The 16,846-nt window shown below is 58.1% G+C and carries 10 protein-coding genes; 3 read left to right on the top strand and 7 right to left on the bottom strand.

Annotated elements, in window-relative coordinates; all coding sequences use genetic code 11:
• The first annotated feature begins 145 nt into the window (after positions 1-145).
• Positions 146-1,297 carry a DUF3095 domain-containing protein gene (locus tag SMD27_RS23830; RefSeq protein WP_320510961.1) on the top strand — a complete coding sequence of 384 codons (1,152 nt, stop codon included), beginning with the start codon at positions 146-148 and terminating at the stop codon, positions 1,295-1,297.
• Between the two features lie 424 nt (positions 1,298-1,721).
• On the opposite strand, the gene SMD27_RS23825 is transcribed toward SMD27_RS23830, so the two are convergent.
• The 3 genes from SMD27_RS23825 to SMD27_RS23815 all read right to left on the bottom strand — a co-directional run bounded on the left by SMD27_RS23825 (position 1,722) and on the right by SMD27_RS23815 (position 4,818).
• Positions 1,722-2,219: a peroxiredoxin family protein gene (locus SMD27_RS23825; RefSeq protein ID WP_320510960.1), complete on the bottom strand. Its 498-nt coding sequence runs from the start codon at positions 2,217-2,219 to the stop codon at positions 1,722-1,724.
• 102 nt (positions 2,220-2,321) lie between these two features.
• Positions 2,322-3,266 carry a transporter gene (locus SMD27_RS23820; protein WP_320510959.1) on the bottom strand — a complete coding sequence of 315 codons (945 nt, stop codon included), beginning with the start codon at positions 3,264-3,266 and terminating at the stop codon, positions 2,322-2,324.
• 256 nt (positions 3,267-3,522) lie between these two features.
• Positions 3,523-4,818, bottom strand: coding sequence for a lactonase family protein (locus SMD27_RS23815; protein ID WP_320510958.1), 1,296 nt, complete (start codon positions 4,816-4,818; stop codon positions 3,523-3,525).
• 1,089 nt (positions 4,819-5,907) lie between these two features.
• On the opposite strand from SMD27_RS23815, the gene ccmI reads away from it, so the two are divergent.
• Both ccmI and SMD27_RS23805 read left to right on the top strand, forming a co-directional pair.
• Positions 5,908-6,759, top strand: coding sequence for a c-type cytochrome biogenesis protein CcmI (gene ccmI, locus SMD27_RS23810; RefSeq protein ID WP_320510957.1), 852 nt, complete (start codon positions 5,908-5,910; stop codon positions 6,757-6,759).
• 576 nt (positions 6,760-7,335) lie between these two features.
• On the top strand, positions 7,336-8,610 hold the full coding sequence (locus SMD27_RS23805) for an acetyl-CoA C-acyltransferase (RefSeq protein WP_320510956.1): 1,275 nt from the start codon (positions 7,336-7,338) through the stop codon (positions 8,608-8,610).
• Between the two features lie 349 nt (positions 8,611-8,959).
• Here SMD27_RS23805 and SMD27_RS23800 read toward each other — a convergent pair whose 3' ends face one another.
• The 4 genes from SMD27_RS23800 to SMD27_RS23785 all read right to left on the bottom strand — a co-directional run bounded on the left by SMD27_RS23800 (position 8,960) and on the right by SMD27_RS23785 (position 15,256).
• Entirely contained in the window at positions 8,960-12,145 is a 3,186-nt protein-coding gene (locus tag SMD27_RS23800; RefSeq protein ID WP_320510955.1) for an efflux RND transporter permease subunit, read from the bottom strand.
• Complete coding sequence (locus SMD27_RS23795; protein WP_320510954.1) at positions 12,142-13,413, bottom strand: efflux RND transporter periplasmic adaptor subunit; 1,272 nt, start codon at positions 13,411-13,413, stop codon at positions 12,142-12,144. Before SMD27_RS23795 ends, SMD27_RS23800 begins: the two co-directional genes overlap by 4 nt.
• Positions 13,413-14,669, bottom strand: coding sequence for a TolC family protein (locus tag SMD27_RS23790; protein WP_320510953.1), 1,257 nt, complete (start codon positions 14,667-14,669; stop codon positions 13,413-13,415). The genes SMD27_RS23795 and SMD27_RS23790 overlap by 1 nt, the downstream gene beginning before the upstream one ends.
• 236 nt (positions 14,670-14,905) lie before the next feature.
• Positions 14,906-15,256 carry a hypothetical protein gene (locus SMD27_RS23785; protein WP_320510952.1) on the bottom strand — a complete coding sequence of 117 codons (351 nt, stop codon included), beginning with the start codon at positions 15,254-15,256 and terminating at the stop codon, positions 14,906-14,908.
• Positions 15,257-16,846: the final 1,590 nt, after the last annotated feature.

The following is a 16,846-nucleotide window of genomic DNA, read 5'->3' as shown; positions in this document are numbered from 1 at the left end:
CCGGCCTATGGAGCCGGCGTCGCTCGGGCACTTGGCCTTGCCACGGCGCTCGGTCTTGCCTGACCCCCAGGCTGGTGGCTTTGCTTGCCCAGGATGTGCGGCTCTGGGTGGCGTGAGCTGACAGCGCTACTATGAGCTAGTCACGATGAAAGCGTCCATTGACACATTCTTTAGCGATATCCCCGCTTTTACCGAATTCGAGGGCGTGACGGATCCAGCCAATTACAAACCGCTGCCGGACGATTGGGTTCTTGCGCTGGCGGACATCGTGAATTCGACACGTGCCATCGAAGAGGGGCACTACAAAGACGTCAACATGTCCGGGGCTAGTGTGATCTCGGCAGTGCTGAACGCCGTTGGACGAGGAGACTTCCCTTTTGTGTTTTCCGGCGACGGCGCCATGATTGCCGTGCCCGGTATACTGGAGGACATGGCCCGCGACGCATTAGCGGGAGTCAAGGTCTGGGTAAAAGAAGAATTGAGGCTGGACCTTCGAGTTGCGCTGGTTCCGCTCGAAGACATCCGAAGGCACGGGCACGACGTTCGCGTTGCTCGGTATTCCGCCAGCCAGTTTGTCAGTTACGCGATGTTCGCTGGCGGGGGGACGAGTTGGGCGGAAGAGCAGATGAAACTTGGATATTTCCAGGTCCAGCAAGGGCATCCTGGCACACGGCCAGACCTCACGGGTCTCTCCTGTCACTGGAATCCCATGGAGGCAACAAACGGAGAAATAGTCTCTATTATTGTCATGCCGGGGGACTTAGGAGGCGGGCCGGAATTTGCGCGCCTGGTCAAGAAAATCATCTCAATTTCTGCCGAACAGAATAGAGCCGGGCATCCGCTACCGGTTGGCGGCCTGGAGCTAGACCTTTCCTTCAGTGGCATAGAAAGAGAGGCGCGCACCATGAGCTCAACGGGTTGGCGGTGGTTGGCCAGGCTTCAGATAATGTTGCAGGTGGCTGTGGTAATGGTTTTTCGCAAGCTTAAGATTCGAGTTGGCTCGTTCGATCCAGGTCTATATGCAAGAGAAGTCGCCGGAAATGCGGATTTTCGAAAGTTCGATGATGGCTTGAAGATGACCATCGACGTGGATGTCTCTCGCCGGCGGCGCATCGAAATGTGTTTAACCGAAGCGCATGCGGCGGGGGTGGCAAGATTTGGCTTGCACCGGCAACAATCTGCGCTCGTTACCTGTTTTGTTCCGACGCCTCTTGCGCGTAACCATATTCACTTTATTGACGGCGCCGGTGGCGGCTATGCGGTAGCTACGAGAAAAATGAGGGGTGGAAATCAATGAACTATGGCAAAATGATTGGCGATAGGGCGAGTTTGCTGCTCGCAGAAGTTATCACGACATTCCAGCAGATTACTTTGTGCTCTGCAGGTCACCATCTTGTCCCGGTTGAGACGTCAAATCTCAAATAAACAAGCCGAAACCGTCTATGATTTTGGCCAATATTTTTTGAGTAAAAGAGTATCGCCGACGATGATCGGTGCGCCGTCGATAGAGCATGACGCAGCTCGATATCAGTAGAATTTCCAAAGACCATTTTTGCGGTCATCACGGCAAGCTGCATGTGTCTTGGAACCATCCGGGGCGCTGCCGGCCCTGCGGTCTCTCTGGTCCCTCTGGTCCCTTGATACCAGGCGTCTCGGCCTTGCTCAGTCCTGGCCCGGCACGAGCCGGTTCTGATCAGCGGTGGATCTCCTATAGTCGAACGCTATATAGCTTGAGGGGCAGGTGCCCGAAGCGCCTGCACGATACCCTCCGCATCGAGCTGAAAGCCGTCGTACAGGACGCGGCCGTTGGGCGCGATCACGACGAACCAGGGAGTTCCACCGGAGCGGTATGCCGTCATGATTGCGGGCGCAGCGTCAACTGAGGCCGGGTCAGCGACAGCATGCCCGAAGGGAATATGCAGTCGATATCGTCGTTGATTGTCCCGAAGTCGATCGAAAGTGTTGCTCTCCCAACCCTCGAACACAGTCTGAATGGCCGCAAGACCCACTCCCTTATCGCGAAGTTCCTCCGCAAGTGTCACGAATGTGGGAAAGCCATGTGCATGACAGCCCGCACACCAATCCTGAAAGAAGTACAGTATCTTGAAACCCTGTCCCAACTCGGCCAAGGTCAAGGGGCTACGCTCGTCGCCATTTTCATCGATCCACCGGATATGCTCGAGCGCAGGGGCCGGCAGGCCCACAATTCCTGTAACCATGAAAGTCTCCATCAGTGGGCTCGCGGCGTCGCGCCGTGACCGCGGGTTGCTGGTCGGCAGCACCCTACCCTATGCGACACCGCCGGTTTTCTGTGCAGTCCCCTACCAGGAGATAACGAGATCGGAGTAGAGGCGATAGGAGAGGATCGAGTCGTCATTATCGGTGATCGGTGTTTCCGCCCCGACACCGATTTGCACATTGTCTGTAAAGCGATAGCGAAAGCCGCCGCCGACGGTGACCATCGTGTCACTGTCATCACTGCCGAAGTTCAGCAGATCGACGCCGTCCAACTTTCCCAGCGCCCCGGTCAGGCGCTTCCCGTGGTCAATCGGCGTGAAGCCGTTTAGCTCGAGTAACGGGAAGAAGCCTGGCAGCACTTCGTAGTCGGCATGCAAGGAGTAGTGCAGAATCGAGGTGTCGGCGTCGCCGTCGAGGGCGATGTTCGCGCCCAAGCTTGCCTGCAGGCCGAGGTCACCGAAGGTCGTAGCGCCGGTGATGAAAGGATTGAGGAAGCCGTCGCCGTCGCCCTGTAGCTTGATGCCGCCGGTTTCCAGATCGTTGATGGGAATCTGGTAGCGCAAACCGGCGGTGAGAAGAGATTCGCTCTTTGGATCGTCCAGGATTGCATACTTGAACCCGAAGGCAATGTTGGAAAAGCCGTCTTCGTCGTCCAGCACCTTGTTGAAGTGGGCATCCGCATAGCCGTCTTCGGTCGCGATGAAGCCGAGGCGCTCGGTCAGCGCGACCCGCAGCTGCAAGGCCGCCACATTGACGTAGCCGCCGTCGGTCACGAAATTGTCCGGCAGGCGATTGTAGAGATAGATCAAGCGCGCCTCGGTGGTGATGTAAGGGGTCTCGTTGAAAACCGGGTTGGTCAGCGGAGGCACGTAGCGAGTATGCCGACCTTTCCCAAGCGAGCCTTTCAAGTCAAGTCCCAAGAAGCCGTTATCGCCATCCGCGGCCATGGCCGGAAGCGGTGTGGCGGCTACCGCGCAAACGATTGCCAGAGCAACCGACCATTCCGCTCTGGTCGAAACCTTCTTCATCTTGCATTGTCCTCATCATCTTCCGCTGTGGGGCCAATGCCGGACGATGTAAGCGTCCGGTATGGACCGCTGATCGGATAGCACCGCCGGTTGTAAGGCAGCAGTTCGGCTCATCAGCACCAAGCCACGCCGTGGTATCCCCGCGACTTACTGATTTGCGCGGCAAGCGCGACGGTAACGGAGCGCGCCGGCCGGACCTGATCACAGTGGGAGCAGCTGGATCTGGCCTGGTCGATCACGCTCCGTCATTGGGTGCTTAGAATCCTGCAAGGCCCTCAGGGCTGTTGTAGGGAATCTTGTTTCGACCGATCTCCGTCAATTTGCCGCTTGTCTTGTCGAGGCGGTAGCTGACAAGAACCGAGGCATTTCCAAAGATCTGGTGGAAGTACTGGTCATCGGGGGTCAGCCAGCTGTCGCTGGGCCCACTGCTGACGAGCTTGTTCACGGCGCGGAAAGTGCCGTCGCCCGGTATCGCTTTGTTGGCGGGGTCCTGGAGAAGGCTCAATTGACCTTCTACGAGCCGGTAGGTCGAGACCGTTCCGTAGCCGAAATTGGTCGCGAGTACGACCGAGTTGTCAGAGGTCACCTGCAGCCAGCAGAGTTCAGAGGGCTTCCCGAAGGAGGTGTCGATTTGGACCAACGGACCGTTTGTCACTTGACCTTTGCCATCAATCCGGCTCGCTAGAACGCCGTCCCCAACCGCGACACCATTCAGGAAGGTATCGTGACTCCGATGGAGGAAGGTGATGTAGAATGGCCCCGCGCCGCCGGCATCGGTAAACGAAGGCTTATCGAGCGTGCCGTCTTCGCGCACGGGGAATACCACCAGTCCGTCTCGGTCGGGTGCGTTCGCGACCACCAGATTTGGCGACCCGTCGGGATTGGCGGCCGGGCGTGCGTCGAAAAGGATGTCGACTAACAGGAAGCGGCCGTCGGGCGATAGAACCGCTTGGGTCGACACCCGATCGGTCTTTGTCGCGGTGTCTACGGAATTGCGCTCCGGGCGCAGCTTCAGCTTGCCGTCCTTAGCGACCGTGTAGGAGCGCAGGTGATTGGGGCCGAAGGCATGGAGTACGTACAGTGTGCGACTTTGAGGACGATAGGCCAGCGACTTCGCCGTTCCACTGCGACCGGCTACGGGCTCCCCAGTCATTTGCCGGTCGATCATAGCCAGCTTGCCGTCCGCACCCACTCGGAAGCTCGTCACGCTGTTGTCGCCGCCATTGGTTGCGAATAGCAGCGTGTTGGATTCTGCTAGAATCACACTTCCAGCGCCCTCGAATGCGTTAGGCGCGCTCTCCTGACCGCTGATCGGCTTGAAGACACCCGAGCCGGCGCCCCCGGTAGGGACACTCTCAATTAGTTCGAGGCGCCCATCCGCCTCGCGACCGAAGTGCATGATGCGGTTCTGGGTCTCGTTGGTCTGCATGTAGACATGACCCACGAACTCCGAAGCGGGAGCGTCTCCTCCGAGAGTCCCGAAGAGAAGCAACGCCATCGCGAAAAGGACGAGAGCGGCGATTGCGAGATTCGACGATCGCGGGTGAGTCATGTATTTCTCCTATATTGCTGCCGCTTGCGAGCATGGCCTATTGGGTTTAACGCGTGATATTCCGGAGGTAGATCGAATACGTTCCACCTTCCGAGGAAATGGCCCCCCGGGGCTCTGTGCGCGATTCATCCGGGTTCTCTGCTGCGAGCGTCAGCTGCAGTTCCTGGATGGAAGATCGGTCCCTCTGGAAACTCACTGGTCTTCTTGTAGATCTCGTATGAGCCCGGTTGAATGTAGACCTTGTGAAGTTCAGGAAAACCGGCGTTGCCGCATTGAGCGCATCGCGAGTCATGCGGGAGCCACGTACATCACTCATGTGAATTCTTCGGCAGGATCAGATCGCCCGATGCGGTACACTCGGCGGAGATGGCGCCTCTTGGTCAGTGCGCTGCCGTCATCGGATTCGGACTGTGCGAATACCACTATTGTAGCAAGCGCGCTGGAAGCCGCTCCGACGATCAGTAGGGTGATACACATACTTTTTTCTCCCCGCCCTTTTCTTCACGACATTAAGCGATGTCGTCATAGGTTCACCTCGATGTTACTCGGTGAAATCTACGATAAAGGCAACTCAGTTATCGCACCGCAGGACGCCTGGACACCCCTTTCGGACTTCGCGGGTAAGGACTTGGATTAGAAGTAGTTCATCAATTTCTTCGACGCCCGAGTTCGATTTTCAAAATCAACTCAGCGAATGGCAAGGACGATGTCTGGAGCCAGCTCTACCGCCAGCTCAATCAGTGGGCCTGACGGAGGGGCCTTAGAGAAACGACATTGCGTTGAACCGTCCCCCTCGTGATGCGCAATTCGTCCATCTAAGGTCCCTATTTTCTCGAAGCAGGTGTTAGCCTTGGCTCGGTACTACAACGTATTTTTGATTTCTGAACGACGGCCCTGCCGCCAGACTCCCGCGAGTTCAATTCAGCAGTGGCGGCAGGCGAGGTCGTCCAAAAGTAAAGTCAGTGACGGAACGGTACGGCAGGGCCGTGACGGCAGATATATGCCCGGCCGCCAGAGCCATGGCCAATATGAAACTTGGCGCCGCGTGGGACGACAATCCCTAAGCCAGGCATATGGAGGTGAGACGTCGTGATCAGCTTCTGGATTCTTGCCGCATTGATGACGCTGGCTGTCATTGCAATCCTTGTGGTGCCGCTTTTCGAAACCTCTTGGGCAAGGGACGAAAAGGGCATGGCTCTTAACATCTATCGTGACCAACTGACGGAAATTGATCGAGACAAGACCCTCGGTATGCTGCCGCAAGACCAGGCCCGCGCTGCGCAATTGGAAATCCAGCGCCGCATTCTGGCACTCGGCGATACATCGACAGCGCAGCCCAGTCGCGCCCTCCACAATCGCTTTATCGCGATAACTGCCGTTTTGCTGCCAATATTCGGTGTCCTGCTTTACCTTAATATTGGGGCGGTACGGCAGCCGGACCAGCCTCTTGTCGAACGCCAGGTCGCCGCGCCCGCAACCCCCGAATTTATGGCTTTGCGCGACCGCGTATCACGCCATCCGGATGATGTGGAAGCATGGCTTGCTTTGGCGCGCTTGGCGTTTGATCAGCAACGGCTGGAAGAGTCGCTTGAAGCTTTTCGCCACGTCCTTGCCCTGGGGAAAACGGGAGCCGATATCTACGCCGATTACGGCCTTGCCTTGATTCGGTTTCACGACGGCGAAGTATCCAGCGATGCAAAGGCGGCGTTCGTCAAGGCACTGGGACTTAACCCGAAAGAATCGAGGGCGCGCTTCTTTCTTGCACTGGCCAAGGCACAGGAGGGGAATCTGACTGGCGCGGTCACCGATTGGGTAGCGCTGGAACGGGATACCCCAGCAGATGCTCCTTACCGCAAATCACTCTCAGAAGCGATCGATAAGGCGGCCCGGCAGCTTGGAAAGGATCCTGCGACGCTCCCAGGACGCGAGCCGGCGAAATAGGAGAGCCGCACCCCCCGTGAGTGCGGCGTCCCCGTCCTTCTACTGATCGGTCGCGGCCGGCCTTCGAATCTCCCCGTCGCCCCTCGAACGAATACTCAAGCTTGCGAACCCGCAGGCTACGGCACCTACGGCACCGGTTCCGCCTGTAAGTACAAAGCAGAACGGCCAGCGGAGGAATAGAATTCACCGGAACGAAAGCTATGGGTCACAAACAAGTGCCCGCCTCTCGGAAGATAGTTTATATACGCGTTGAGTGCTGGGGGCTTTACCCCTTCATTCAAGTTTGCCATTGCCGCGGAATTGGGCATTCGCATGACCGCAAGACGGGCCTTAGTGCTCTGCTCGAGGTCTCCTTACCAAATTACCTTTCGGATCGACGCATTCAACAAATAGAGCGAAGCCGCAAGACGGACGAGGTCTTTAAGTAGGAACTGGCCGATCGGCGCTGAAATGGCGGGAATCCACCTGCCATCGGCTCGCTGACTCCCGGCGTAGTCAAGAAGAAGCTCCGCATGATGGCACAGCAAGGCACCAACAGCTATCTTTCCGTGTACCCATAATATGCAGGAGCCCTTGATGATGACACGTTTCAATAAGGACGTCTTTCTTGCCGCAGGTTTGCGTACCCCGTTTGGACGGGGAGGCGGCGCGCTTGCCAATTATGACGCCCTCAGCTTATCGGTGCCTGTTGTTCAAGCGATGGCGAGGCATCTTGCCAACCAGCGGCCTGACCTCGTTCTCTGGGGAACGGTTATTCCGAATCTCGGCTGGAGCAACCTCGCGCGCGAAATTTGGATGGATGCGCTGCTCGATCCGACGGTTCCTTCCTATTCAGTGATCCTCGCCTGCGCGACCAGCATGACCGCTGCCTTCTCCGCGGCCGGCATGCTCGGTGGCGGAACCGATATCATCATGGTGGGTGGATCGGAAGTGATGAGCCGTCCGCCGGTTGGGCTGACCGCCGTGGCAAGCGACCGGTTGCGCACCCTCTTCCTCAAGGATCCGGCCGAAGCCGTAGCCGCACTGGAAAAGTTGACGCCGGCCGACTTCATTTTGCCGGCTAAAGGTTGGGCAAACCGCATTACAGGCCGGACAATGGGCGATCACATGGAGGAGACTGCCAAGGAATGGGGCATTACGCGCGAGGCACAGGATAAATGGGCCTATGAGAGCCATAAGCGGGCGGTTGATGCCTGGCAGAACGGTTTCTTTTCGGACCTCGTCGTGCCGCTGCCCGAACTGGTCAAGGATGCCAATCCACGTCCTGACACCTCGCTCGAAAAGCTCGCGTCGCTTCAGCCCGTTTTTGATCGCAGCGGTCGAGGCACGTTGACCGCCGGCAATTCATCGCCAATCACCGATGGTGCCGCGGGACTCTGGGTCGTCTCCGCAGCGGGCCGCAAGCGTTTGCCCGATAGCCTTCCGACTGCCAGGCTCGTCGATTTCGAGATCGCAGCGGTGGATTTTCGGAAAGACGGCCTCTTGATGGCGACGTGTTTCGCCATTCCTCGTCTCCTCGACCGCAACGATCTTTCCTTCAGTGATATTGCTCTTTGGGAGATCCATGAGGCTTTTGCCGCGCAATTGCTCGCCAACGTCGCTGCGCTCGAAAAGCCAGGCTGGATTGCTGAACGTACAGGCGTGCGGCGGGATTTCGGTCGCTTCCCCTGGGAGCGGCTCAATCCGAATGGCGGTTCGGTTGCGATCGGCCATCCCTTTGGAGCGACCGGTGCACGAGATCTTAGCCAGGCGGTGAAGGAGCTTGCCAAAATGCCGAAGGGATCGAGGGCGGTCGTCAGCGTTTGCGCTGATGGGGGTGAGGGTGCCGTGGCCCTGCTTGAAAATAGTTGAGGCCAGGTTGGACCTGTTCGCTCTCATGTTGGTGGGTTCGCGATGAAGGAGAAAAGTTCGCTTTGTTCTCGCGACCTGCATTATGGCGGCCGTCGGCGGCCTCGATTTGAAGCGCGACTGGCTTATTAGCGTCGGCGTTATACCGGTCTCATCGGTTTACTGCCCTCTGCGCGATGTGTTTTATCATGTCTGATGCCGCGCATCTTAGACTGGCAACCAGTCTCGTCGCGGGAATGGTGCCGCTTTTGTCGCTCTGCATTTAGCCGCTTGTACCCGGTTATGTCTCCTTCATCGCTGCATAGGGAAAGAGGCGTCTGCATCGGCTTCCAAGATGCAGACGCCTCCTATCTCACTCCGCAGGGACCGGTGTAGGCGCCGCGGAACCAAAGCCACTCTGAACAGTCTTTGCACTTTCGCTTGGCAATCGCCACCCCTTGACGATGACGTAGATCGCCGGGATGACCAGCAAGGTGAGGACTGTGGACGACACCATCCCGCCAACCATCGGTACGGCGATCCGGCGCATGACTTCCGACCCGGTTCCAGCACTCCAGAGGATTGGAACCAACCCGGCCATGATGGCAACGACGGTCATCATCTTCGGCCGAACCCGCTCCACGGCACCGGCCATGATGGCTTTGCGCAGATCTCCTTTGGTGAGGGCCTCGCCTTCCTCGCCCCGCTTACGGCAGATTTCGGCCAAAGCATGGTCGAGATAGATGAGCATGACAACGCCTGTCTCGGCCGCGACACCGGCGAGGGCGATGAAGCCGACGGCCACGGCTACGCTCATGTTGTACCCTAGCCACCACATCAACCAGGCGCCACCCACCAGGGCGAAGGGCACAGAGAGCATCACGATGACGGTTTCCGTGAGGCGGCCGAAATTCAGGAAGAGCAGAACAAAGATGACCAAAAGCGTCGCAGGAATGACAATCTTGAGCTTCGCCTCGGCCCGCTGCAGATACTCGAACTGACCGCTCCACTCGATATGATAGCCCGGTGGCATCGTCACCTGTCGGGCTACCTTCCGGGCAGCCTCGCTTACATAGCCGCCGAGGTCACGGCCCTGAAGGTCGACGTAAATATAGGCGACCGGCTGGGCATTCTCAGTGCGGATGCTGGGCGGGCCCAGGGTCACGCGGATATCGGCGACCTGGCCGAGCGGCACCATGGCGCCGCTTATCGTCGACACCAGAACCTGGCTCGCGATGGCTTGGGGATCATCGCGCAGGCCCCTGGGATAACGGACATTCACGCCATAGCGCTCGCGCCCTTCAACCGTCGTGGTAACCGTCTCGCCGCCAAGGGCAGAGGCCACGATTTTCTGGACATCGACAACTGATAAACCATATCGGGCAATCGCAGCCCGATTCGGTTCGATCTCGACATAGTGCCCACCCTCCAGGCGTTCTGCAAAAGCACTCGTCGTACCGGGCACATCGTGGACGATCCGCTCCACTTCCGTCGCGAGGCGCTCCAGTTCATGGAGGTCCGGCCCGAAGACCTTGACGCCGACCGGTGTCCGGATGCCGGTCGAGAGCATGTCGATCCGGGCCTTGATCGGCATGGTCCAGGCATTGCTGACACCGGGCAGTTGCAGCGCTGCGTTCATCTCGGCAATGAGCTGATCCAGCGTCTTGCCAGCAGGCCACTCGCTCTGCGGCTTCAGATTGACCACTGTCTCGCTCATTTCCACCGGTGCGGCATCGGTTGCTGTCATCGCTCGTCCCGCTTTTCCGAAGACCGACTCCACCTCGGGAAACGACTTGATGATGCGATCCTGGGTCTGTAACAGTTCGGCAGCTTTGGTCACTGATAGGCCCGGCAACGTTACCGGCATGAACAGTAGGGTACCCTCGTTCAGGCTAGGCATGAATTCGCTGCCGAGCTTGGAAACAGGCCAGAATGTGGCGCCGAGGACGATGACCGAAGCCAGCACGACCAGCACCGGAATGCGCAGGACGAGGCGAATGACTGGCCGGTAGAGCCAGATCAATACCCTATTGATGGGATTCCTGTGTTCCGGAACAATGCGGCCGCGGACGAAGAACAACATCAAAACCGGCACCAGGGTCACGGAGAGAAGCGCACCACCCGCCATCGCAAACGTCTTGGTGTAGGCCAGTGGCTTGAACAACCGGCCCTCCTGATCCTCCAGCGCAAAGACTGGCAGGAACGAGACGACGATCACCAGCAGGCTGAAGAAGAGGGACGGGCCCACTTCCTTTGCCGCAGCAATCAGGGCCGGGCCTCTCGGCTCACCGGGCTTCAGGCGTTCCACATGTTTATGCGCGTTTTCGATCATGACGATGGCTGCATCCACCATGGCGCCGAGGGCGATGGCAATGCCCCCGAGGCTCATGATGTTTGAGCCGATCCCAAGGGCCCGCATCCCGGCGAATGCCAGCAACACACCTATGGGAAGGGTGAGAATTGCCACCAGGGCGCTGCGCACATGGAGCAGGAAGATGATGCAGACAAGCGCGACGATCAGGCTTTCTTCCACCAGCGTATGTTTCAAGGTGTGGATGGCGCTGTCGATGAGCTGAGACCTGTCGTAGACCGGTTGGATCGACACGCCTTCCGGTAGGCCGGGCTTCAGCTCTTCGATCTTGTTCTTGATATTGCTGATCGTCGTCAGGGCATCCGCCCCATCGCGCTTCAGGGCGATGCCGCCTACGACCTCGCCAGCACCGTTCATTTCGGCAATGCCACGCCGTTCGTCAGGTCCTAACTCGATCTGGGCGACATTTTTCAGCAGGACCGGCGTCCCTGAGCCATTCGGATCAGCTTTCAATACGATATTGCTAAGATCTTGCGTATCTTTGAGATAGCCGCGGCCTCGAATCATATATTCGGTTTCGCTCATCTCGATGGTGCGACCACCCGCATCCTGGTTACTGTTGCGGATTGCGTCAGTGACCGTGTCGAGAGAGAGGCCATAGGCCTGAAGCTTCAGCGGATCGACGACCACCTGATATTGCCGCTCGAAACCACCGACGCTGGCAACCTCTGCGACGCCTTTTGCCGTGACCAAGTTGTAGCGGACCAGCCAGTCCTGGATACTGCGCAACTCCGCCAAGGAACGCTCAGCCCCAGTGACGACATACTGGTAGACCCAGCCAACACCGCTGGCATCCGGCCCTAAGGCTGGCGTGACACCTTGCGGGAGGCGCTTCGCGGCAAAATTCAAGTATTCCAGGACACGGCTACGCGCCCAATAGAGATCGGTTCCGTCTTCAAACACCACATAGACGAATGACGAGCCGAAATCCGAGAAACCCCGCACCACCTTGGCATGAGGTACCGCCAAGAGAGCGGTGGTCAACGGATAGGTCACCTGATCTTCGACCACTTGCGGGGCTTGACCCGGATACTCGGTATAGACGACCACTTGCGTGTCGGAGAGATCCGGCAGGGCGTCGAGCGGCGTGTTGATGAGCGACCATACGCCGACACCAGCTAGCATCAGTGTTCCGAGTAACACCAATATCTTATTCCGAGCGCAAAGCTCGATAAGACGACCGATCATTGCGCGACATCCTGTTGTGCGGGTTTGGATTGATCAGAGCTGGACTTCGCTCCGTCAGTGAAACCTTGGAGGGCCGCGCGAAGGTTGCTTTCGGCGTCGATCAGGAAGTTTGCCCCAACGACGACTCGCTCGCCTTCCTTGACACCACTCAGTATCTGGGCCCAGTCATCCCCGCGTATGCCGAGGTGGACGGCACGCGGCTGGAACTTGCCTTGGCCAACCGCGACAAGCACGACCTGCCGCGTGCCGCTGTCGAGCACTGCCGAGCTGGGCACGGCAAGAACCGATTGATTGCCGATGGCGCCCTTGATCTCGACATTGGCGTACATGGAGATACGTAGGGCACCGTCCGGATTCGGCATAATGATGCGCACCTGGCCGGTCCGGGTTTCCGATGACAACGTCGGATAGATGAAGTCCACTGTCCCGGTGAAGCTACGCCCCGGATAAGCAACAAAAGTCGCGCTCACCTGCTCTCCCTGTTGGATAAGGCCCAGGTCTTGCTCCTGGACCTGGGCGATCAGCCAGACGGTTGAAAGGTCGGCCGTCTTGTAAAGCGGTTCACCGGCCTCGACGCGCATGCCTTCTTGGGCTGGCTTTTCGACTACGATACCGTCGGCGGGTGCCAGAACGGCAATCCGTCGCGCTACCTTTCCGGTCCGACGCAAGCGCTCAATTTCACCGACCGGAATATCTAGCGCACGCAAGCGTTGATCCGAGGCGCCAATGATCGACTTGTCCAGTTGCGCTGCTACCAGATACTCATTCTCGGAGGCAACGAGGTCCGGCGAATAGATCTCCGCCAGGACTTGGCCTCGCTTCACCGAGTCGCCAGTCGCTGAGACAGCGAGATGTTCGACCCAGCCAGACACCTTAGTGGTGACGGCAGCAAGATGCCGCTCATCAAACTCCAAGCTCCCGGTCGCGCGAATGCTACGGGCCGCATAAGGCCGCATCAGCGCGGCCTCGGTCCGGACTCCAAGCGTTTGCAGGCGGCCCGGACTGATTCGCACAGTTCCCGGCGGATCATCTTGCCCGCCTTCATCGGCATAGACCGGCAGATAGTCCATACCCATCTGGTCCTTCTTGGGAGTCTGAGATGTATCGGGCAAGCCCATCGGATTGCGGTAATAGAGGATGCGGCGCTCGCCCGTGGCCGATTGCTTCCCGACGGCATCGGATTGCGACGTTGCATCCTGGGCATGAGCGAGACCGGCTGCTGACGTCATACCGAGAGCGATAAGAATGGAAAAGAGAAGCGGGCGCATCAGAGATCTCCCCCCGTCAGGCGTTCAATGGCCGCCAACTCGACCTGCTCGTCGAGCTGGTTCTGAAGCAGGCGAAGTTCGACATCATGGATCTGGCGCTGGGCAGCAATAGTAGCCGTCAGATCGGCCTTACCCTGGCTGTAATCAGCGAGGACGGTTTGAAACATCGCCTTGGCCTGTGGCACGGTTTCATGCCGCAGCAATTGCGCAGCCGAGCGCGCAGCCTGTAGCTTGGCGACGCTTTCGCCCAAGGCACCCTCAATCTCGAAGAGTGCCGCATTGAACCGCTGTTCCGAGGCGCCAAGCTGCGCGGCGGCCTCATGCTGCCCGGAGGCTTCGCGGCCCCAGGGAACAGGAATGTTGAACCCGAGAGTGGCCGCGAAGCCGACCGGCATGTTGTTGGTCTGGATAATGGGCCCGGCACTCACCGTCAGGTCGGGGTACCACGCCTTGTTGGCCAGCTTGCTGCGTGTTTTAGCTGCCGCCACGGCCGCATCACTTGCCGAAAGGTTTGGGTTTCCGGCATGCGCTCGCTCGACGAGAGTCGATACGACCAAAGCGGCACCCGGCGTCGCCCGCAACTTTACGGGATCTGCCAGCGGAGCATTTCCGGCACGGCCGACCAACGCGTTGATATTCGCTCGTGCGGCGCCCAGATCACCCTGGAGTCGCACAGCCTCCAGTTTGGCCGCCGTTTCCTCCCCCATCGCTTGGATGATCGCCGACTGATCACCACGCGCGGACTTGAACCTGACGGTTGCGGCCTCACGCAGGTGAGACGCGAGTTCGAATATCTCGTGGTTGATCTTGAGGCTTTGATTGATCAGGAAATATTGCGCATAGGCAACCTTGATCTTCTCGTCCAGCTCGTCTTGCGCTGCGCGCTCCTGACCACGAGTCGCGTCGACATCAGCAAGGGCCGCTTCCCGCCGCAGGCTGCGTTTGCCCCACAGAGGGAACGCCTGGGACATCATTACAGTATGAGCGCTGAAGACGCCGGGATCTTTGTAATACTGGTAGCTGTCACTGATGGTCGGGTCGTCAAGTTTGCCGGCGCCCTCGGCCTTAGCCGCCATGGCCGCTGTATCGAGGGTTGCTGCCCGCAAATTGGGACTCAGCTGATGCGCTGCCGCTAGCAAGTCATCCACGGTTGCGCCAAGCAGGTTATCTGTCGGTTGCGCGACGGCGGGCTGGCTGAGGACGAGACTGGCAACCAGCATCGCGCTGGGGCCGAGCCAAAGCAATTGACTGCGCATCTCACCCCTCCCCGTGAAACTTGATTTCACGAAGATGAAGTTCCGACACGTGCTGATGCGGAGCGAGCGGCCAGGCCCTTCGGCTCTCAGCCACAGCAAAGCGCGTGGGCGAGACCGCGCCCAGCAACATCCAACGGCTATTCATTTGGATACCCTTCTTAGCTCGCCAGCAGCTATTGGCGTGGCGAGAATTTCTGATTGTCAGCTAGATGCACGACCTACGTGCGGAGGCGAAATCAGATTGTCCTGGGAGGAAGGGGCTCAGGAACAAGAATAAAGCTTGGCAGGGCGTTGACCACTGGCAAATAGTCAGGCTCGGCAACATATTGCATGTCGATCTGGTGACCAAACGGCTGGGCCATCATTGCGTTAATGCTGACGCAACCCGTTTGATTGACGCAATCCGTCTTTAGACCCTTGCACGGCGCCATCGGCTTCGAGCCTGGATCAGCTTGTCCGGCAATCATATGACAGGGCAGATCCGCGACGAGGCCAACGGATTGCGCAGACGCAGCTCCGCCCAGGCTGCCGAGCATAAACGACACGGCAAACAAAGTTGCAAGAACCAGGCGGATCATCTTCGTCATGATGATTATATGAGCATGGCTGTTACGGAGTTGCTAACCCTTAATTCGTTAGCAGCTGCGGCACGGTTACACACGTGGAAGAAAAATTAGGCACTAAAGTTTACTGCGAGGGAAGGTTGGCCGGCGGCTATACCACGCCGCCTCGCGGAATGGCGCGGTGAAAATGGCGCGAAAAAAAATAAGCCGAAAAGACAGTCTTCATTCTGGGCTGACTCAGCAGTCGGCCTGGGTATCACGTGGGATGCCACTAAGTCGTCAAAATTTGAAATTCGGAACCAGCAAATCGGGACGACTGGACACGCCTTCAGGACCTCCGGAGTGATTTTTGGGCCTATCTAGGAGCGCCGCCTTACACTGACTTAGCAATCATTTGCGCTAAAGCAAGCAGACGTCTTTGTCAGGAGATCTGTGCTGGCGGAGGTTGAATGCAACACGACTGAGAAGTCAAAGACAAGGAAAGCATTCTGCACGGCTTCAGCAGCATTTGCTCGAGGGGAATGTCAGCGATCGACCTTGTAAGGGCGTCCTGATACGGACAAACTTTGGCAATGAATCATGTTGTATCGCTCGATACCGAACCATTCGGCCGTCTACTGCATAGGTCAAGCCGACCTACCATCCTTTCGACCGTCGCCGGCAAGTAAGCGGGCAATCACAGCTGGAACACGACTTTGACTTTAGCTTTCCGACTTCCGATAGTGACGTGACTCGATGCGAAGAAATATTTCGACGCTCGCCTTAACATCTCTTGTTCTGACATTCGGTTCGCTCACCTTTTCGCCGGCAACCGCCGGCCAGGGTGACTCCTTCGTCACCGCTGTGAGCGGCAATACGCTGACCGGCATCAGCAGTCACGGCACGCGGTACTACCTGTATTTCCTGCCGGGTGGTAGTGCTACATACCGAGCTGCCGATGGAGATCACGACACTGGGGCTTGGCACTTGGACCGAGATGGCAATGTCTGTGTCACCTGGAGGGGTCTGAATCCCCCGTTATCGAGCGGGTGTTACGACGTCGCTTTTGACGGATTGACGGCGTATTGGAGTTCGAAATCGAATCGCCTCCATTTGACACTCCGAGGGTTTGTTGAGGATGTAGCTTATCCAAAAGAGCGGTATAGAGATTCGAGGCGCTAACTCTCTACGGGTCTGTTCGATCGTTTGAGCCGCTGAAGGGTGCGTCGGGTTTCGACTGGCATGCACTTCACCGCCTTACCCTGATATGGACTACATTCTGCGTACAAAATTATTCAGATATGCCTTCGAGAAGCGGATAATTGCCGAGGTAGCGACCGGCTCGAACTTTGTCCAAAGGTATATGCTTTGACTGATGCCGGTTTGCTGGCAAGACCTCGCAAAAGGGCAGGCGTCCCCTCATTTCAGAACCGTATGGGCGAAGTAACACAATCAACGGGCAGGTATCGTGATCCGCCGATCAGTTCCGCTCGATCCGCTGCTGCGCGGCCTCCCAGGCGGTGATGTTGCGGCGGGCTTCCTGCACATAAGGGCTGTGACGCACGGCGGCTAGGAACAAATCGCCGAGCACCCTGCCGGGCTGCCGCAGCGGCCGCTTGAACTGCAGGAACAGCA

Origin of the sequence: Dongia soli (genome assembly GCF_034044715.1) — a bacterium.
Classification (GTDB): Bacteria; Pseudomonadota; Alphaproteobacteria; order Dongiales; family Dongiaceae; genus Dongia_B; species Dongia_B soli.
This window is presented reverse-complemented; position numbering and strand designations above follow the sequence as displayed.